Annotated in this window: 14 protein-coding genes and 2 pseudogenes; 4 read left to right on the top strand and 12 right to left on the bottom strand. The window is 72.3% G+C overall.

The genetic code is table 11. The features are described from left to right. Position 1: 1 nt before the first annotated feature. A complete protein-coding gene (locus ISP_RS36335; protein ID WP_013225240.1) occupies positions 2-1,153 on the top strand; it encodes an acetyl-CoA C-acetyltransferase in 1,152 nt (383 codons plus the stop codon). A 72-nt stretch (positions 1,154-1,225) separates the two neighbouring features. On the opposite strand, the gene fgd is transcribed toward ISP_RS36335, so the two are convergent. The 8 genes from fgd to ISP_RS36295 all read right to left on the bottom strand — a co-directional run bounded on the left by fgd (position 1,226) and on the right by ISP_RS36295 (position 8,543). Further along, positions 1,226-2,227, bottom strand: coding sequence for a glucose-6-phosphate dehydrogenase (coenzyme-F420) (gene fgd, locus ISP_RS36330; RefSeq protein WP_013225239.1), 1,002 nt, complete (start codon positions 2,225-2,227; stop codon positions 1,226-1,228). Positions 2,228-2,234: 7 nt separating this feature from the next. Next, positions 2,235-3,290 carry an NAD(P)H-dependent flavin oxidoreductase gene (locus tag ISP_RS36325; RefSeq protein WP_013225238.1) on the bottom strand — a complete coding sequence of 352 codons (1,056 nt, stop codon included), beginning with the start codon at positions 3,288-3,290 and terminating at the stop codon, positions 2,235-2,237. Beyond that, positions 3,287-4,018: a CoA-transferase subunit beta gene (locus tag ISP_RS36320; protein ID WP_013225237.1), complete on the bottom strand. Its 732-nt coding sequence runs from the start codon at positions 4,016-4,018 to the stop codon at positions 3,287-3,289. The genes ISP_RS36325 and ISP_RS36320 overlap by 4 nt, the downstream gene beginning before the upstream one ends. Further along, positions 4,015-4,878, bottom strand: coding sequence for a CoA transferase subunit A (locus ISP_RS36315; RefSeq protein ID WP_013225236.1), 864 nt, complete (start codon positions 4,876-4,878; stop codon positions 4,015-4,017). Before ISP_RS36315 ends, ISP_RS36320 begins: the two co-directional genes overlap by 4 nt. Further along, on the bottom strand, positions 4,868-5,608 hold the full coding sequence (locus ISP_RS36310) for an enoyl-CoA hydratase family protein (RefSeq protein WP_013225235.1): 741 nt from the start codon (positions 5,606-5,608) through the stop codon (positions 4,868-4,870). Before ISP_RS36310 ends, ISP_RS36315 begins: the two co-directional genes overlap by 11 nt. Then, complete coding sequence (locus ISP_RS36305; RefSeq protein ID WP_013225234.1) at positions 5,608-6,486, bottom strand: SDR family oxidoreductase; 879 nt, start codon at positions 6,484-6,486, stop codon at positions 5,608-5,610. Before ISP_RS36305 ends, ISP_RS36310 begins: the two co-directional genes overlap by 1 nt. Further along, the gene (locus ISP_RS36300) at positions 6,483-7,250 is read right to left on the bottom strand and encodes an SDR family oxidoreductase (protein WP_013225233.1); all 768 of its coding nucleotides are present in this window, start codon (positions 7,248-7,250) and stop codon (positions 6,483-6,485) included. Before ISP_RS36300 ends, ISP_RS36305 begins: the two co-directional genes overlap by 4 nt. Before the next feature lie 78 nt (positions 7,251-7,328). Beyond that, entirely contained in the window at positions 7,329-8,543 is a 1,215-nt protein-coding gene (locus ISP_RS36295; RefSeq protein WP_230468815.1) for a helix-turn-helix domain-containing protein, read from the bottom strand. Positions 8,544-8,684: 141 nt separating this feature from the next. Between ISP_RS36295 and ISP_RS36290 the strand changes: the two genes are divergently transcribed. The 3 genes and pseudogenes from ISP_RS36290 (at position 8,685) to ISP_RS36280 (ending at position 10,259) form a co-directional block, all read left to right on the top strand. Beyond that, entirely contained in the window at positions 8,685-9,422 is a 738-nt protein-coding gene (locus ISP_RS36290) for a TetR/AcrR family transcriptional regulator (protein ID WP_013225231.1), read from the top strand. 176 nt (positions 9,423-9,598) lie between these two features. Then, a pseudogene (locus ISP_RS36285) lies at positions 9,599-9,931 on the top strand (cutinase family protein); the annotation flags it as partial. A gap of 142 nt (positions 9,932-10,073) precedes the next feature. Continuing rightward, positions 10,074-10,259 (top strand): cutinase family protein, encoded by a 186-nt coding sequence (locus ISP_RS36280; protein WP_013225230.1) that lies wholly within the window; start codon positions 10,074-10,076, stop codon positions 10,257-10,259. Between the two features lie 72 nt (positions 10,260-10,331). Here the strand turns inward: ISP_RS36280 and ISP_RS48410 are convergent. From ISP_RS48410 to ISP_RS36250, 4 genes and pseudogenes are all read right to left on the bottom strand, one after another. Continuing rightward, positions 10,332-11,553: pseudogene (locus ISP_RS48410) on the bottom strand (lipase family protein). A gap of 18 nt (positions 11,554-11,571) precedes the next feature. Further along, complete coding sequence (locus ISP_RS36260; RefSeq protein WP_013225228.1) at positions 11,572-12,546, bottom strand: alpha/beta hydrolase; 975 nt, start codon at positions 12,544-12,546, stop codon at positions 11,572-11,574. 9 nt (positions 12,547-12,555) lie between these two features. Beyond that, complete coding sequence (locus tag ISP_RS36255; RefSeq protein WP_013225227.1) at positions 12,556-14,133, bottom strand: acyl-CoA carboxylase subunit beta; 1,578 nt, start codon at positions 14,131-14,133, stop codon at positions 12,556-12,558. Further along, a partial coding sequence (locus ISP_RS36250) for an SDR family NAD(P)-dependent oxidoreductase (RefSeq protein WP_265049876.1) occupies positions 14,133-18,951 on the bottom strand: 4,819 nt, incomplete at its 5' end. The genes ISP_RS36250 and ISP_RS36255, both read right to left, overlap by 1 nt.

Genomic DNA, 18,951 nt, shown 5'->3' with positions numbered 1-18,951 from the left:
CGTGCCCGAAGCCTTCCTCCTCGACGCGGTCCGCACCCCCGTCGGCCGGCGCGGCGGCGCACTGTCCGGGTGGCACCCGGCCGACCTCGGCGCGCACGTCATCAAGGCCGCCGTCGAGCGCGCCGGCGTCGACCCGGACCTGGTCGACGACGTCATCCTCGGCTGCACAGACACCCTCGGCCCGCAGTCGGGCAACATCGCGCGCACCGCGTGGCTCGCCGCCGGCTACCCGGACCACGTGCCCGGGGTGACGATCGACCGGCAGTGCGGGTCGAGCCAGCAGGCCGTGCACTTCGCCGCGCAGGCCGTCATGTCGGGCACGCAGGACCTGGTGCTGGCCGGGGGCGTGCAGAACATGAGCCGCATCCCGATCAGCGCGGCGATGCTGGCCGGGCGCGAATACGGCTTCGACGACCCGTTCTCCGGCTCGAAGGGCTGGCAGGAGCGCTACGGCAGTGCCGAGGTCTCGCAGTTCCGCAGTGCCGACATGATCGCCGAGCACTGGGACATCAGCCGCGCGGCCATGGAGGAATACGCGCTGCGCAGCCACCGGCGAGCGCTGGCCGCGATCGACGAAGGCCGGTTCGACGCCGAGATCGCCCCGGTCGACGACTTCCGCCACGACGAGGGCCCGCGCCGGGACACGTCACTGGAGCGGATGCGCGGCTTGAAACCGCTGAGCGAGGGTTCACGGCTGACGGCGGCGGTGGCCAGCCAGATCTCCGACGGTGCGAGCGCGGCCATCCTGGCGTCGGAGACGTTCGTCAAGGAGCACGGCCTGACGCCGCGGGCCCGCATCCACCACCTGTCGGTGCGCGCCGCGGACCCGGTGTGGATGCTGACCGGCCCGATCCCGGCGACCGCGCACGCGCTGCGCAACGCCGGGCTGAAGATCGAGGACATCGACCTGTTCGAGGTCAACGAAGCTTTCGCGAGCGTCGTCCTGGCCTGGCTGGACGAAACCGGCGCGGACCCCGGCCGGGTCAACGTGAACGGGGGCGGGATCGCCCTCGGCCACCCGATCGGGGCCACCGGCACCAAGCTCCTCGCCACGCTCCTGCACGAGCTGGAGCGCCGCGGCGGGCGTTACGGCCTGCAGACGATGTGCGAAGGCGGCGGCACCGCCAACGTCACCATCATCGAACGGCTCTGAAGCGATCGCAGTGAATGACTCATTCCTGGCATCAGAGGTCAGGAATGAGTCATTCACTGCATCGCGGGCCGGTCAGCCGAGGGCGCGCAGCTTCGGCAGGACGTCCTCGGAGAACTGGGTCAGGAAGCGTTCCTGGTCGTGGCCCGGGCCGTGGAACACGAGGTGGTTGAGGCCCGCGTCGAGGTACGGCTTGATCTGCGCCACGGCCTCGTCCGGGTCCGACGCCACGATCCACCGCTTGGCGACCTGGTCGATCGGCAGCTCGTCGGCCAGCCGTTCCATCTCTTCGGCGGAGGAAACGCTGTGCTTCTGCTCCGCCGACAGCGAAAGCGGCGCCCAGAACCGGGTGTTCTCCAGCGCCTTCTCGTGGTCGCGGTCGTAGGACAGCTTGATCTCGATCGTCCGGTCGACGTCCTCGACGGTCTTTTCGGCCGCCTCCGCGCCTTCCTTGACCGCCGGCATCAGCTTGTCGGTGTAGAGCTCCATGCCCTTGCCGGACGTGCAGATGAACCCGTCCCCCGCCCGGCCCGCGTACTTGGCCACCACCGGGCCGCCGGCGGCGATGTACACCGGCACCGGCTGCTCCGGCCGGTCGTAGATCTTGGCGTCCACCAGCTCGTAGTAGTCACCCTTGAAGTTGACGTTGTCGCTGGTCCACAGCTCCCGGATCAGCTTGATCGACTCGCGCAGCCGGGCGAAGCGCTCCTTGAACTCCGGCCACTCCCGCCCCGAGACCGCGATCTCGTTCAGCGCCTCGCCGGACCCGACACCGAGGATGACACGGCCGTTCGACAGCAGCGACATCGTCGCGAACGCCTGGGCGATCACCGCCGGGTTGTACCGGAACGTCGGGGTCAGCACGCTGGTGCCGATCTGCACCCGCTTCGTCCGCTCGGCCACCGCCGGCATCCAGGCCAGCGCCCACGGAGCGTGGCCGCCTTCGTGCCGCCACGGCAGGAAGTGGTCGGACACCCACACCGAATCAAGACCGACCTCTTCGGCGCGGACGGCGTACTCGACCAGGTCCCGCGGCCCGAACTGCTCCGCCGATGCCTTGTATCCGACCTTCAACACCGCTGTCTCATCCTCCCGTTTGCCGGCCGAGCCGCCGCAGGATCTCACCTGCCTCGGCCACTGCGCCGTCGACGATTTGCGCCACCGTGGGCAGGTCGTGGAGCATGCCCACCACCTGTCCCGACGCTAGCACTCCCGCGTCCGTCCGGCCTTCGACCAGCCCCGCCCGCAGCAGCATCGGGGTGTTGGCCGCCATGACCAGCTGGCTCCACGTCAGATCGTTGCCGTGCTTCATCGCGAAGCCTTCTTTGACCATGGCAACCGGGGACAGTCCGGTGATATTCCGGAACCGCAGCGCGTTGCGGGCGGCTTGCGCCAGGCCGCGGATCCGGCCGGTGCGTTCGAGCTTCTCGACGAGATCGGTGCGCAGCACGCGGTGCGGGAGGCCGTCGACACGCTTGGTGACGACCGTCCCGGTGAGCCCCTGCTCGAGGTAGAGGCGCTTGACTTCGTCGGGGACCGTGCTCTCCTTGCTCAGCAGGAACCGGGTGCCCATCGCGACGCCGGCCGCGCCGTAGGCCAGCGCGGCGGCGAGCCCGCGGCCGTCGAAGAAGCCGCCGGCGGCGACGACCGGGATGTCGACGGTGTCCAGAACCGAAGGCAGCAGCAGGGTGGTGGCCACGCCCCCGGTGTGCCCGCCGCCTTCGCCGCCCTGGACGATGACGGCGTCGGCGCCCCAGGCGGCGACCTTCTCGGCGTGCCGCGCGGCGCCGACCGACGGGATGACGACGATCCCGTGGTCCCGCAGTTTCGCGATCATCTCCTTCCGCGGGGCGAGCGCGAACGACGCGACCTTCACGCCTTCGCGGATCAGCAGGTCGATGCGCGCGCCGGCGTCGGCCGAGTCGGCGCGGAGGTTCACGCCGAACGGCTTCTCCGTCCGCTTCTTGACTTCGGCGACGGCCGCTTCCAGCTCGGCGAACGTCATCGTGGCGGACGCGAGGATGCCGAGGGCCCCGGCTTCCGCGGTGGCCGAGACCAGCCGCGGCCCGGCGACCCAGCCCATCCCGGTCTGCACGACCGGGTGCTCGACCCCCACCAGCCGGGTCAGGGCCGTCTTCACGCCGGAACTTCCTTGTCCCGCAGGCTCTTCGGGTCCAGGACCTCGCGGATCAGCCGCAGCTCCTCCGCGGTGGGTTCCCGGCTCTTCTCCACTGTGGACAGATCGACCGCGAAGGCGGTCGCGGCGGTGACCTCGTCACGGGTGACGCCGGGGTGCAGCGACACCGCCCGCATGGCGTGGTCCGGGCCGCCGAAGTCGAACACACCCAGGTTCGAGACGACCCGGTGGACGTCGTGGTACTTCTGCGCCGACGGGCCCGCCTTGGCCGCGTTGTCGTATCCGACCCCCGAAACGACGTCGACCGCATCCACGAACACGCGGCTGGAATGCCGGGGCACCCAGTAGCTCGTCCGGTGGTTGAGGGTGTTGCCCGGGGCGCCCCGGACACCCAGGAGCTGCTTCTTCGGCCGGGCGTGGTCGCCGATGGCGGAGATGTTCTGGTTGCCGTACCGGTCGATCTGGTTGGCCCCCATCACGACGTGCCGTCGCCCGTGCGGGACGATCGTGTCCAGCATCTTGCGGAACGGCTGCCAGCCCTCGACGACCCCGTCGGTCGTCATCAGGTAGGCCTCGCCGTCGGACATCAGCAGGTCCGGCTCGAACGTCAGCCGCGCGAGCTTCGCGCCCAGCTGCGGGATCAGGCCCATCGGGCTGGCCACGATCTCGCCGTCGCCGCGGAACAGCTCGGCCACCGCCACCACGGCGATTTCGGCCCGGGTCGCGCTCATGCCGCCTCCGCCTCGAACTTGTCCACTTCGGACAGGTACTGCCGGTCGTCACCGGAGAGGAACCGATCCACGAAGCCGGGCCACGCGTCCAGGTCCTTGGCGCAGGCGGCGTAGTGCCGCTGGAACCGCTCGTCCCGCCCGTAGTCCGGCACCGCCGTGGTGAAGTGCGCGCCGCGTGGTGCCTCCACGACGCCGTCGACGGCACCACGGGTGAGCAGCAGCGACTGCACCGGCCCACCCGCGGTCAGCTCGGCCGTCTCGACGACTTTTTCGACCGACACGAAACATCTTTCCGCGGCCAGGCCGAACAACTCGTCGAAGTACGGGTCGGGCCCGAGGTACTGGGCGTTGCCGCGGGCGTCCGCGCGGTTGAGGTGCACCAGCGCCACGTCCAGGTGCTGCGCCGGCACCGCGACGAGTTCCTCGCCGTCGTCGTACGGCGAGCGCACGGTGCGCAGGTGCGGGTTGGCGCGCATGACTTCGGAGCCGAGCCCGGCGCGGGTCGGCAGGAACGGCAACCGCTGCATCGCCGCCGACAGCGCCGTGCCGAACATGCCCTCGTCGTACTCGGTGACCTCGATCGCGCCGGTCTCGCGGGCGCGGCCGAACCACGGGTCGTACGGGATCGAATCCAGGGTGACGAACCCGAACACGACCCGCTTCACCTTGCCCGCCGCACAGAGCAGGCCGACGTCCGGGCCGCCGTAGGAGACGACGGTCAGGTCCTTGACCGGGGTGCGCAGGATCGCCCGGACCAGTGCCATCGGCTTGCGCCGGGAACCCCAGCCGCCGATCCCGATCGTCATGCCGTCCTTCAGCTCGGCCGCCACGTCGTCGGCGGTCGTGCGTTTATCGGCCATTCAAGAACTCCTCGCGGGCTTCGTCGGACGCGCCGAGCAGGTTCAGCTCGAAGGTGAAGCCCTGCTCGAAGCGGTAGCTGCGGTGCACCTGCTGGGTGTCGATGCCGTTCAAGGCCTCTTTCGCCGCCCGGATCACCCGCGGGTCCTTCTTCGCGATGTCCCGGGCGACTTCGAGGGCCGCCTCGTCGAGGTCCGCGCGCGGCACGACCCGGTAGACCGAACCGTGGGTGTGCAGCTCGGCGGCGGTGATCTTGCGGGCGGTGAAGTACAGCGTGCGCATCAGGTGCTGCGGAACGAGCCGCGCCAAGTGCGTGGCCGCGCCCAGCGCCCCCCGTTCCACCTCGGGCACGCCGAACGTGGCGTCTTCGGAAGCGATGATCACGTCGGCGTTGCCGACCAGCCCGATGCCGCCGCCGAGGCAGAAGCCGTGCACCGCCGCGATCACCGGTACCGCGCAGTCGTAGACCGCGCCGAAAGCCGCGTAGCACCCACGGTTCGCGCCGACCAGGGCGTCGTATCCGGCGCTGCGCTGGATCTCCTTGATGTCCACGCCCGCGTTGAACCCCCGGCCTTCCGCGCGGAGGATCACGACGTGCACGTCGGGGTCCCGGCCCGCCTGCGTGACCGCGTCGGCGAGGTCGAACCAGGCCTGCACGGGCAGCGCGTTCACCGGCGGGAAGTCGACCGTGACGACTTCGACGTGGCCGTCGCGCTTGGTCAGGATCCCCATCAGCTCGCTCCGTAGACGGGTTCGGGCTCGGGCGCGCGCTCGAGCAGGTCCCGCACCACCGCGCCGAGTTCCGCCGGGTGCCACCGCTCGCCCTTGTAGACGGCCGGACCGTGCCGCCAGCCCTGCGCCAGGGCGACCTTGCCGCCCTCGACTTCGAAGACCCGGCCGGTGACGTGCCCGGACTCCGCGCTGCCCAGCCACACGACCAGCGGCGAGACGTTCTCCGGCGCCATCGCGTCGAAGCCGGTGTCCGGACGCGCCATCGACGCGAACACCGCCTCGGTCATCCGGGTCCGCGCGGCCGGCGCGATCGCGTTGACGGTGACGCCGTAGCGGGCGAGTTCCGCGGCCGCCACCACGGTCAGCCCCGCGATCCCCGCCTTCGCCGCCGAGTAGTTGCCCTGGCCGACACTGCCCAGCAACCCGGCCCCCGAACTGGTGTTGATCACCCGGGCCTGCGGCACGCGGCCGGCCTTGGCTTCCGCACGCCAATGTTCCGCAGCGTGCCGCAAGGGCGCGAAATGCCCCTTCAGGTGCACCCGCACCACCGCGTCCCACTCGTCTTCGCCGAGGTTGACCAGCATCCGGTCCCGGAGGAACCCCGCGTTGTTCACCAGCACGTCCAAGCGGCCGAAGTTCTCCAGCGCCGTGCCGATCAGCTCGCGGGCCCCGGCCCAGTCGGCGACATCGGAGGTGTCGGCCACCGCCTTCCCGCCGAGGTCCTCGATCTCGGCGACGACCCCGGCGGCCACGTCCCCGTCCACGTCGTTCACCACCACCGGCGCGCCCTCGGCCGCGAACGCCAGTGCGTGCGCCCGTCCGATGCCGCGGCCGGCGCCGGTCACCACGACCACGCGGTCCTGGCACAACCCGCTCACGAATCCTCCCGATGGTTGACGTCGGCCGCGGCGAGGAACGCCGGGACCTCACCTCCGCCGTGCACGCGCAGGGTCGCGCCGGAAACGTAGGAAGCCAGGCCGGAGGCGAGGAACGCGGCGCAGTGCCCGACTTCGGCCGGCTCGGCGAGCCGGCCGAGCGGGACGGTCTTCCCGACCGCCTCGACCGCCGCCTCGCTGCCGTAGTGCAGGTGCGCCTGCTCGGTCCGCACCATCCCGACGTCGAGGGCGTTCACGCGCACCTTCGGCGCCCACTCGACCGCCAGGCTCGCGGTCAGGTTGTCCAGCCCGGCCTTCGCGGCGCCGTAGGCGGCCGTTCCGGGTGACGGCCGGGTGCCGCTCACGCTGGAGATCATCACGATGGCGCCGCCGGAGTCCTGGCGCTGCATCACCGCGTTGGCGTGCTGCGCGACCAGCAGCGGGGCCAGCAGGTTCAGCTGCACGATCTTCTCGTGCAGCCTCGGCGACGCTTCCGCAGCCGACACGAACGGCGCCCCGCCGGCGTTGTTCACCACCGCGTCCAGGCGCCCGTGCCGCTCGACGATCCCCTCGACCAAGGCGGCCACCTGCGTCTCGTCGCGGACATCGCACGCGGCGAACTCCGCCTCGGTGGGTGCCTCCCGCCGGGCGCAGACCACGACCCGGGCCCCGTGGGCGAGGAACACGTCGGCGATCCCCCGGCCCACGCCGCGGACGCCCCCGGTGACCAGCACCACCGTCCCGGCCAGGCCCAGCTCCGTCTTCACCGGCCCACCACCTTCCGCCCCCAAAACTAGAACATGTTCTCGCTGGGGACAAGGTGGAGAGCCGAGCCGGGAAGCCTGCTATTCGTCGGGAGAGGAGAACTCGTTCCGGGTGACCCGCAGGCCCGACGCGCGCAACGCGGCCTGCATGGCGAACCGCGCGTCGGGGTCGTCGAGGCGATCCCCGAAGGCCTGCTTGAGCTGCCGCACGCGGTAGCGGACCGTCTGCGGGTGCACCGAAAGGTCGACCGCGATCTTCTCGGAGTTGCCGCCGTTCTGCAGCCAGGACAGCAGGGTCTCGCCCAGCCGGCGGCGCGTCCGCTCCGGGAACTGCCCGAGCGGGGCCAGTTCCTGCCGGGCGACCTGCTCGGCCAGCGGCGAGTCCGACAGCAGCCACAGGTCCGTCAGGTGGTCGGTGCACCAGGTCACCGGCGTGTCCGGGAGCGCGCCGTCGGCCACCAGCCGCAGCGCGGTGCGCGCCCAGCGCAGGGAATGCGCCGCCGCGCCGAGGTCCGTCGGCGGCCCGACCGCGACGCGGGTGCCGAGCCGCGTCAGGGTCCGTGCGTCCACCGGGGCGGGCACCAGCAGGTACGGCTGCGGGGAGTCGAGGTCGGCGAGGACGTCGGAGCCCCACGAGGTGCTCACCGTCGTTTCGGCGGCCACCGCCGCCACCTCGCGCGGGACCGGCCAGCCCGCCGCCGCCGCGAGTTCGGCGAGGACCGCGTCGGGGATGGTGCCCGGGCCGGTCAGCAGCCGCAGCAGCCGCCGGCGCAGGCCCGCCCGGGTGCCCTCGAGCTCCGCCCACGCTTCGCGGTGGCCCCGGCTCGACATCCGGGCGAGCTCGTCGGCGTAGCCGAACAGCATCTCGGCCAGCTGCGCCATGATCGCGGAGGACAGCCGGTGCCGCCGGCCCAGCCGCATGATCCAGCGCCAGCCGACCCGGGTGCCCACGCGGTAGGCCGCCTGCAGGTCGTCGAGGGTGCGGCCCTCGCGCGCCTCGCCCGCGCCGAGCCGGCGGCACGTCTCGTACAGCCGCTCGCGCGAGGCCAGCGGATCCTCGACGAGGTCCACGAAGAGCGCGACAGCGCACTCGACGCCGTGCCGGGTCTTGCGGCCGTAGGTCCCGTCGCCCGGCCGGGCGTAGATGGGGACCGCCCGCAGGACCTCCCGGACGATTCCGTCCACCAGCGCCGGAAGGGCCGGACGCATCAACGCGGCGAGCTCTTTCCTCCGGACAAGTTCGTCGCCGGCGTCCCGGGGAGCCGGGACGGGTTGCCGAGCACTGTCGCGGGACACCAGGGTTCCTCCACCGGGGGACGGCGATCGCAACTCTTTCGGGGGTCCGGGTGGCGGACCCCCGGCCCGGGGCGAAGCCCCGGATATCACGGAGCGTGCTTTACCGGACAGTAAAGCAAGGAGTCCGTACAGTACACCTCCATGAGCCGGCAGAGTCCTCCTGATCGATCCAGCGCTCGCCGCAGCCCGGCCGCCCGCCCCACCGACGACGAGCTGCTGGACGCCGCCCGCGCGGTGTTCGCCGAGCGGGGGTACGCCCAGGCCACCATGGGGCTGATCGCGGACCGCGCCGACTCCACCAAGCCCACCCTCTACGCGCATTTCGGCGACAAAGCGGCCCTGTTCCGCACCACCGTCCGGCGCGAGGTCGCCGCGCTGCGGGCCTGGGTGGTCAGCGCGTACGAAACGGCGAACACGCGCCCCCTGGAGGAGCGGGTCCGGCTGTCGGTGATGGCCATGTTCTCCTACGCCGGCGCCCACCCCGAGAGCTTCCGGCTGCTGTTCGACTCGGCCGTCGACGAGATGTCGAACGAGCGCCGTGAGCTGGCCGGCTCGATCGCCACCCACGTGGTCGGCCAGGTCCGGGACCACCTGCTCGCCCACGGGCGCCCGGTCGGCCCGGGCGCGGACCTGCTCGGGGAGATGATGGTGGGCTTGGTAGGGCGGGCCGCGATGCACGTCTCCCACTCCCCCGGGCTCGACCCGATCGCCGCCGGCGAGCTGGCCACCGGCTTCGTGATGGCCGCGCTGCGCGGGCTGGATCCCGCGCTGCTGGAGCGCCTCGACCATCTTTCGGGGGGTCCGGGTGGCGGAGCCCCCGGCCCGGGGCGAGGCCCCGGATGTCACAGCCCGTACCCGGCCGGGCAGTGCGCCACCTGAGCGTCCACACCGGACTGTTTGTCACCGGCTGAACAATTCCCGGCGCGCCGGGAATTCGCCTCTTGCCGGGTTCGGCAACCGCTGCGACGCTGCGATCACCGCAAGCGACGCACGTATTTCCGCCCCCACGGAAAGCGCTTGCCGACCCCTTTTCCCACAACGAGGTGTGATCAGCCATGATTCGCGTCCCCCAGAAACGCCTGCTTTCCGCCGCCGCCGCGGTGGGCTTCGCCGTCGCCGGGCTCACCGTGGCCGCCGCGCCGGTCGCTTCGGCCGCGCCGTGCTCCGACATCGACGTCCCGGTGGCCCGCGGCACGGGCGAACCCGGCACGCTGGGTCTCATCGTCGGCGACCCGGTCTTCTCTGCCGTGCAGAACCGGCTGCGCCCGCGGTCGGTGAGCGGCTACCGCGTCGACTACCCGGCCGACCTCGGCGAACCGGCGTCGGTGCAGCGCGGCAACACCGACCTGGTCAACCACGTGCGGTCGCAGGCCGCGGCCTGCCCGTCCCAGCGGTTCGTCCTCGTCGGCTACTCCCAGGGCGCCAACGTCGTCGACAACTCGATCGGGATCAGCAGCGACGGCGCCATCGTCGGCGGCCCGATCGTCGCGACCATCCCCCGCGGACCTGGCGCCCCGGATCGCGGCCATCGTGCTGTTCGGCAACCCGATCCGCGCGATCGGCCGTTCGGTGACCGGCACCTACCAGAGCCGCACCAAGGACTACTGCGCCCTCGGCGACCCGATCTGCCAGTTCGGCGGCACGAACATCCTGGCCCACCTCAGCTACGGCAACCAGGCCGATGACGCGGCCGGGTTCGTCGCGGGCAAGGTCTGATCCCGGCCCGGTGCAGTGAATGACTCATTCCTGGCGTCGGACGTCAGGAATGAGTCATTCACTGCGTCCGGATCAGCAGTTCGCAGGCGCGGTTTCGCCGTTGAACCGCTTCACGATCCACTGGTGCGCATCCGCGTTGCCGGCCAGGATTCCGGTGGCGTGCTCGGCGACGTAGGTGGTCCACTGCTCCCGCACCCCGGCCGCGCAGTACGCCCGGTGCAGCGTTTCCGCCTGCGGGGTGTTGACGATCTCGTCGGTGCTCGCGTGGTACTGGAACACCGGCACCCGCGGCGGGTGGGCGCCCAGCTTGTTCTGCGCCAGCCGCGCCTGCCACTGCGGCGTCGCCAGCGGATTCGACGTAGTGAAATCACTGATCTTCTTGAAGGAGTAGTTCAGCAGCAGTTCCGCCGTGCACGCGTTCTTCTTCGCGTCGCCCAGCTGCTGACGACCGGTGTCGTTGAGGAACGAATCGAGCCTCAGGTCCGGGTACGCGGCGTCGAGCCCGACCGCGGCGAAGGCCAGGAACCCGAAGCCGAGGTAGCCGTCGAGACCCTTGGCGACCTCGGTCAAGTCGGCCGGCACGCCACCCGCGACGACGCCGACGGCGTTCAGCTCGGGTGCGTACGTGGGCTGCTTCTCCCCGGCCCACATCGATCCACCGCCGCCCTGCGAGTACACCCTGGAAGATCACCTTGGCGCCCCGGGAAAGCCGGGTGGCCGGCAGGTCCTGCGCCGCCCGCACCGAGTCGATCACCGCGGGGCCTATGGACTGCCCGGTGATGTAAGTGGGCACGGTCGTCGGCGAATAGCCCTCGTAGTCGGTCACCGCGACCGCGTAGCCGCTGGAGAGCGAGTCGTTGATGGCGGGCTGGTCGTACAGCGTGCCGCGTTCCATCGCCTTGGACGCCGTGCACTTGAACGCCGGCCCCTGCGTGCCGACCGCGTAGCCGACGATCGGCGCCTTGGCCGGATCCACGCCCTTCGGCACGAGGATCGTCCCGGTGACCGCGTTCCGGTTCCCCAGCGCGTTGGTCGAGAGGTACATGACCTGCCAGGCGTCGGCGTTGAGCGCGTTCAGCAGCGGCACCGCCGGCCGCCACCGGACGACGTCACCCGGTTGCCCGGCCGGCAGCGGCGAGGGCGGGGTGTAGAAGGAGTCGTCGAACGGCCCGGGCAGCAGCGGCGCCGCACCGGCGGGCGGGCTCGCGGCCGCGACGCCCAGCGCCACCAGGCAGCAGGTCAGGAGCGCCGAAAGCACGGCGCGACATCGAGCATGCTTCACCACAACCTCCATCGGGGAAAGGGAAAACGCTCAGGCCGGCAGGCCCAGCGCGCCGGCCAGGACCGGCCAGGACTGGTGCAGGGCCCGCTGCCAGTACGGCCAGCTGTGGGTCCCGGGCCCGTAGTAGTCGACGGTCGCCGGGATGCCGGCGGACTTCAGGCGGTCGGTGAAGCTGCGCGACGACATCTCCGCCGTCGACTCCAGGAAGTCCGCCTGCCCCGGCGGATCGAGCGGCCCGGTCTGCCCGTTGCCGCAGGAGACGTAGAGCGCGGTGCCGCGCAGCTGGTCGACGTGGTCGTACGGGTTGTTCGCCGACCAGAGCACCGGATTGCCGAACGCATCGCCCCAGAGGTTGAGGTAGCTGTAGAACCCGGCGCGCGCCAGGATGCCGATGATCCAGACCGGCAGCCCCGGGTAGAGCGTGTTCGGCACCCCGCTGTAGGACGCGGCCGCGCCGAACATCCCCGGGTGCTTGAACGCGTACGCCAGCGCGCCGTACCCGCCGATCGACAGCCCGGCGACCGCGCGGCGCGTGCCGCCGCGGTAGCCGCGTTCGACGATCTGGCGCACTTCGGCGGTGTGGAAGGTGTCCCAGTCAGGCGTGTTCCAGAGGCCGAAGTTCCACCACTTCGTGTACATCCCCGCCGCCCCGTCCGTGGGCATCACGACCAGGGCGTCCTTGGCCGCGGTGAACGCCTTGACGTCGGTGAACTGGTCCCACGAGCGGTAGTCGACCGGTTCGCAGCAGCCGTGCAGCAGGTACAGCACGGGCCAGGTCCGGGTGGGCTGCGCGGCCCAGCCGGTCGGCACGATCAGCCGCACCATCCCGGTGGTGCCCAGGGCCGGCGAGCTGATCTGCAGGTCGACGGTCCGGGCGTCCACCCAGGTCTCCTGGACGACTTTCGCGCCGTCGTCGGCCACGGCCGGGCTCGCCTGGGCGGGCGCCACGCCGGCACCGGCGAGCAGGAGGACGACGGACAGCGCCAGCAAGGCGATCCGTTTCATGAGGACTCCTCAGAGGGGGATGTTCCCGTGTTTCCGGGCCGGCAGGCTCTGGCGTTTGGTGCGCAGCATCCGCAGGGCCCGCGCCACCTGGAGGCGGGTCTGCGACGGCGCGACGACTTGATCGACGTAACCGCGTTCGGCGGCCAGGTACGGGCCGCCGTGGCGTTTGCGGTACTCGTCGGTGAGCCGCCGGCGGGCCGGCTCGCGTTCTTCCGGCGGCAGGGCGGCCAGCTCGCGCCGGTAGAGCACCCGTACCGCGCCTTCGGCGCCCATCACCGCGATCTCCGCGGTGGGCCAGGCCAGCACGACGTCGGCGCCGAGGTGCTTCGAGCCCATCACCGCGTAGCCGCCGCCGTAGGCCTTGCGGACCACCACCGTCACCTTCGGCACGGTCGCCTCGGAATAGGCGTAGATCAACTTGGCCCCGCGGCGGATGATCCCGCCGCGTTCCTGCTCGGTGCCCGGCAGGTAGCCGGGCACGTCGGCCAGGGTGAGCAGCGGGATCGAGAACGCGTCGCAGAAGCGCACGAACCGCGCGGCCTTCTCCGACGCGTCGATGTCGAGCACGCCGGCCTGGTGCCGCGGCTGGTTCGCCACGACGCCGACCGTGTGGCCCTGCACCCGCGCGAAGGCGCAGATCATGTTGGGCGCGAAAGCGCTGTGCACCTCGGTGAACTCGCCGTCGTCGACCAGCCGGACGAGCAGCTCGGCCATGTCGTAGGTCTCGTGCGGCGAATCGGGCACCAGCCGGTCGAGCTCGAGGTCGGCGGCGGTGATGCCGGGGCTGGTCTCGTCGGCGTACGCGGGCCCGGGGTCGAGGTTGTTCGCGGGCAGGTAGCCGAGCAGCGTCTGCACCCAGTCGACGGCGTCCTGCTCGTCGGCGGCGCGGTGGTGGGCGTTGCCGGCGACCTCGCTCTGCACGGCCGCCCCGCCGAGTTCCTGCGCGGTGACGCGCTCGCCGGTGACGGCGTGCACGACGTCCGGGCCGGTGACGAACATGTGCGAGGTGTCGTCGACCATCACGGTGAAGTCGGTGATGGCCGGCGCGTAGACCGCCCCGCCGGCGCACGGGCCCATGATCATCGAGATCTGCGGGACGACCCCGGACGCGTGGGCGTTGCGGCGGCCGAGTTCGGCGTAGTACGCCAGGGAGACGACGCCTTCCTGGATCCGGGCGCCGCCGGAGTCGTTGATCCCGACGACCGGGCAGCCGATGGTCATGGCCAGGTCCATCAGCTTGAGGACCTTTTCGCCGGAGACCTCGCCGAGGCTGCCGCCGAAGACGCTGAAATCCTGGGAGAACACGCAGATCTGCCGCCCGTCGACGGTGCCGTGCCCGGTGACGACGCCGTCGCCCCACGGCCGGTTCGCGTCCATCCCGAACTCCGCGCACCGGTGCCGCGCGAACTGGTCGACCTCCACGAAGGACCCGGGGTCCAGCAGCAGCGCGATCCGTTCGCGCGCGGTCAGCTTTCCCTTGGCGTGCTGCCGGTCGACGGCCCGCTTTTCGGCGATCCGCACGGCTTCGTCCTGCCGGGCGGCCAGATCGGCGATCCGGAAGGCGGTGGTCGGGGTCAGCTCGTCCATCACCGCACCACCGCCCCGAGCCGCTCGGCCAGCACCGCCACGTGCGGCGGATCGATCATCGACACGTGGTCGCCGGGAACCCGCACGACTTCGAGGGCGCCGCAGTGGGTGTCCCAGCCGAGGGCGTCGTCGGTGCGCAGGTACCGCGGGTCCAGCGCCGTGGTGAGCGGGTGCGGGTCCTGGGCGCGCAGCAGGACCACCCGGCCGTCGTAGCTTCCCGGCGTGTACCGCTCGGCGACGCGCGCGTCCACATAGGACTCGTACTGGTGCTTGAGGACGCCGGCGCCCATGTCCGGCACCTGCTCGGCCAGCTTGGCCATGACCCAGTGGATCTGGGCGTCTTCGTCCAGCTTCACCAGTTCCTCGCGGGGCACTTCGAAGGGCACGCCGTAGGTCTGCGAGATGTGGCCGGCGAACCGGTCGAAGCGGTCCAGCAGTTCGTCGGCCGGGGTGCCGGTGGTGGGCAGCGGCAGGATGGTGTCGATCAGGAAGACGAGTTCGGCGCTTTTCAGCTGTCGCGCGGTCTCATAGGCCAGGCAGCCGCCGAACGACCAGCCGCCCAGCCGGTAGGGGCCGGTGGGCTGGATGTCGCGGATCAGCTCGGCGTACCGGGCCGCCTTGCCTTCGACGGTGTGCTCGTCGTCGAGGCGTTCGAACCCGTGCACCGGGAGGCCTTCGGGCAGCAGCCGGGCGAGTTCGCGGTAGACGCTCGCGGTGCCGCCGGCCGGGTGGAAGAGGAAGACGGGCGGCCCGCCGACGCCATCGCGCAGCAGCCGCACGGGGCCGCCACCGTGGCCTTCGAGCTCGGCCCGCAGCAGATCGGCCATCCCGGCCACGGTGGGAGTGGCGAAGAGCCGGTCGTGCCCGGGGACGGCGGTGAGGTGCTCGGCGAAGATCGCCCGCAGCCGCCGGGCCTGCGCTGGATCGCCGCCGAAGCGGTCGTGGACGCCGGGTTCGGCGCCGCCGAGGACGGTCCGCCAGTGCCGGGCCACCCACCGTTCGGCGGGATCCCGCGGCCCGGTGACGATCGGCTCGGGGAGATCCCGGGGATCGGCGCCTACCAGCGCAGCGGGCCCGGCGAGGTCCCGCGGACCGACATCCACCGGCGCAGCAGGCCTGGCGGGCTCACGCGGACCGGCATCCACCAGCGCAGCAGGCCCCGCGAAGTCCGCCAACCCAGCACCCACCGCCGCAGCGGGCCCGGCGAGGTCCCGTGGACCGGCTCCCGCCGGCGAAGCAGACCCAGCCAAGTCCGCCGACCCGGCACCCACCGGCGCACCAGGCCCGAAACCCGCCTCCTCGGCCAGGTGCCCGGCGAGCTCCGCCAAGCTGGCCCCCCGCAGCAGCAGCGGAATCGGCAACGGCAGCCCGAAGTCCCGTTCCACCGCGCCGCGCGCCCGCATCGCCGACAGTGAATCCAGCCCCAAGCGGGTGAGCGGCACCGTCCGGTCGATCTCCGGCAACCCCAGCAGGTCCGCGACCAATCCCGCCAAGTGCGAAGCGATCGCCGCGCGGGCCGCTTCCGGCGTCGCCGAACGCAGCGCTTCCAGACCGTCCCATGTGGACGATGCCGCCCGTGGCCCGAAGAGCGCGAAGAACGGCCGCTCCCCCAGCCGGGGGAAGAGCTCCAGCACGGTCCCCGGGTCCACCCGCGCCACCCCGGTCGCCGCGCGGTCGCGGGCCAGCAGGAAGTCCAGCGCTGACAACGCTTCCTCGGTCTCGAGCGGCTCGAGCACCGGGTTGGCCGAGCCGGCCGCCGCGCCCACCTCGCCCCACGCGCCCCAGCCGATCGTCGCTGCCGGGAGGCCGTGGGCCCGGCGCCACACGACCAGTGCGTCGGCCCACGCGTTCGCCGTCGCGTACGCGGCCTGGCCCGGCGATCCGAACAGCGCGGCCGCCGACGAGTACACCAGCCACCAGTCGAGGTCGTGCCCCGCCGTCGCTTCGTGCAGCCGCCACGCGCCCAGCGCCTTCGGCCGCCAAACGGCTTCGAGCGCGTCGGCGTCGAGGCTGATCGCGGCGCCGTCGGCCAGGACACCGGCGGCGTGCAGTACCCCGCGAAGCGGCACACCTCCTTCGACGGCCGCCGCGACCAGGCTCTCGGCCGTGCCCGGGGCGGCGATGTCACCCGGCACCACCCGGACGTCGACGCCCCGTCCACCGAGCCCGGGATCGGCGGCGTGCCGGCTGTTCAGCACCAGCCGTGTCGCACCGCGCGCGGCCAGCCACTTCGCCGCGGCCAGCCCCAGGCCGCCGAGGCCGCCGGTGACGATGTACGCGCCGTCGCGGACCGGCTCGCGCGCCGCGTCATCGAGGGTGGGGCGGATCAGGCGCCGCGTGTACCGCGTGCCGCCGCGCCAGGCGATTTCGTCGTCCGGGCCGTCCGCGCGGACCTCGTCCCGCACCCGGTCCGCTCCGCCGTCGACCTGGCTCACCCGCAGTTCGGGGTGCTCGAAGGCCAGCACGCGCACGAGCCCGCGCAGCGCCGCGGCCCCGGGTTCGCCCCGCTCGCCGGGCTCGACGGCGTGCGCTCCGGCGCTCACCAGCCACAACCTCGGCGCCACGGGCAATTCGGCCAGTTCGGCGACGACCCCGGCCAGCGTCTCGACCAGCCACGCCCCGCGCGCCGGATCCGGCTCGGCGGCCGCGCCGAGCATCGCGAGAACCGCGGCCGGCTCCCCGTCGCGCAGCAGTTTCGCCAGCTCGGGCCGGTCGCCGAGGCGGGCGGTCCGGACGTCTTCGCCCGCGAACCGCTCGCCGGCTTCGTCGTCGGACAGCACGATCCAGCGCCCTGGCCCGCGGGGGCGCCCCCCGTTTTCCACACTACCGGCCGGCACCGACAATTCCGGCGCGGTTGGAAGCGGTGCGGGCTGCCAGGCCGCCTCGAACAGCAGCCGCGCCATCGCCGCGTCGCGGTAGGGGCGGCAGTAGACGTCGCGGAATTCGACCAGGACGAGGTCGTCGGCGTCGACCAGCTGGACGCTGCCGAGCACGCCGTCGCCGGACTCCCGGAGAACGGCGTCCACCCGCACGCCTCGGCGCGGGTCGCCGGCGACCACCACCTCGCCCACGCTGAGCGGCAGGTAGAGGGCGTCCGCCTCGCCGACGGCCGCGGCCAGCGCGTGCAGGCATGCGTCGGCGAGCGCCGGGTGCAGCACGTACGCGGGGTGGTCGGCTTCCGGCTGCACGATGGACGCCGACGCGCGGCCGGGCGCGGCCGTCACCCGGCGCAGGCCGCGGAAGGCCGGGCCGTAGGACTGCCCCAGCTCGGCCAGCGCCCGGTAGACGTCGACCGGCTCTCCGGTCGTTTCCCCGAACGGCGCCGACGGTGTGCCGCTGGTGCCGATCCGCGCGGTGGCGTGCCGGACCCACCGCCCGGATCTCGTGTGGACACTCAGCTCGGTGCCGCGGAGCGTCGTGGTCACCTCGGTGTGGTCTCCGAGCGGCAGGACTTCCTGCAGTTCGAGGTCGTGGACGCGGCCACCCGGACCGGCGGCGGCGAGCGCGAGTTCCAGGAATCCGGTGGCCGGGAACACCGGGACGTCCCGGACGGTGTGGTCCGCCAGCCACGGCAGCGCGGCGGTGCCGGCGTCGCCTCGCCACAGGTGGCCGCCGCCGGGGTCTTCGATGTGCACGCCGAGCAGCGGATGCGCCCCGCCGGTGCGGACGGTCCGGCGCGGCCAGAAGCGTTCGTGCCGCCAGACCGGGCCGGGCAGCTCGACCGGCGGCGTCTGCGGCCGGGCGGCCAGCACGCCGGGATGACAGATTTTTCGGGGGTCCGGGTGGCGGAGCCCCCGGCTCGGAGCGAAGCTCCGATTGTCACCGCCGAGCACGTGCAGCCGGGCCAGGCTGGTCAGGAACGCCGTCCGCTCGTCGATCCGGCGGCTCGCCGAGGGCAGGCCGAGGCCGCCGGACTGCTCGATCGCGGCCAGCGCCACGGGGTGCGGCGCGATCTCGACGAAGACGGTGTGCCCATCGGCGGCGGCCGCCGCGAGCGCCTGGCTGAACCGCACGGGCCGGCGCAGGTTCGCCGCCCAGTACTCGACGTCGAACGCGGGCGGCTCGTCGTGCACGCTGCTGTAGCAGAGGATTTCGGGCGTGGCCGGGGTCAGCCCCGCCACCGCGGCGCGGAACGGGCCGAGCAGCGGCTCGACGGCTTCGGAGTGCCCGGCGCCCCCGACCGGCAGCCGTTTCGCGAGCCGGCCGAGGTGTTCGGCGTGCGCGACCACGGCCTCGACGCGGTCCTCTGCCCCGCTGATGGTGCACTGGGTCGGCGAGGCGTAGACCGCGATGGTGACATCGGGGAATTCCGCGAGCTCGGCCGGCGAGAGTTCGACGAGCGCCATCGCCCCGCCCCCGCGTTCGTCGAGTTCGGCGAGCAGCCGCGCCCGGGCGGCCATGACCCGCAGGCCACCGGCGACGTCGAGCGCCCCGGCCACGACAGCGGCGGCGACCTCCCCCATCGAATGCCCCAGCACGGCGGCAGGAACGACGTCGTGCGCCCGCCAGAGGACGGCCAGGGCAAGCTGCACCCCGAACAGGGCGAGCTGGGTCGCGGCGAGGTCGGGAAGCTCGTGTTCGAGGGCTTCGCGCAGGGAGAACCCGGCTTCGGCCCGGAAGACGGGATCGAGCGCCTCGATTTCGGCCCGGAAGGCGGGTTCGGACTGCAGCAGCAGGCGGCCCATGCCGGACCACTGCGAGCCATAGCCGGAGAAGACGAAGACGACCCCACTCCCACCCGAGCGCCCCAATGTGGCCTTGGTTGCGTTCAACGCACCCAATGTGGCCTTCGGTGCGTTGAACGCACCGAAGGCCACA

Source organism: Amycolatopsis mediterranei (assembly GCF_026017845.1).
Taxonomy (GTDB): Bacteria; Actinomycetota; Actinomycetes; order Mycobacteriales; family Pseudonocardiaceae; genus Amycolatopsis; species Amycolatopsis mediterranei.
The sequence above is the reverse complement of the archived record's forward strand: the minus strand, read 5'-3'. Positions and strand labels throughout refer to the sequence as shown.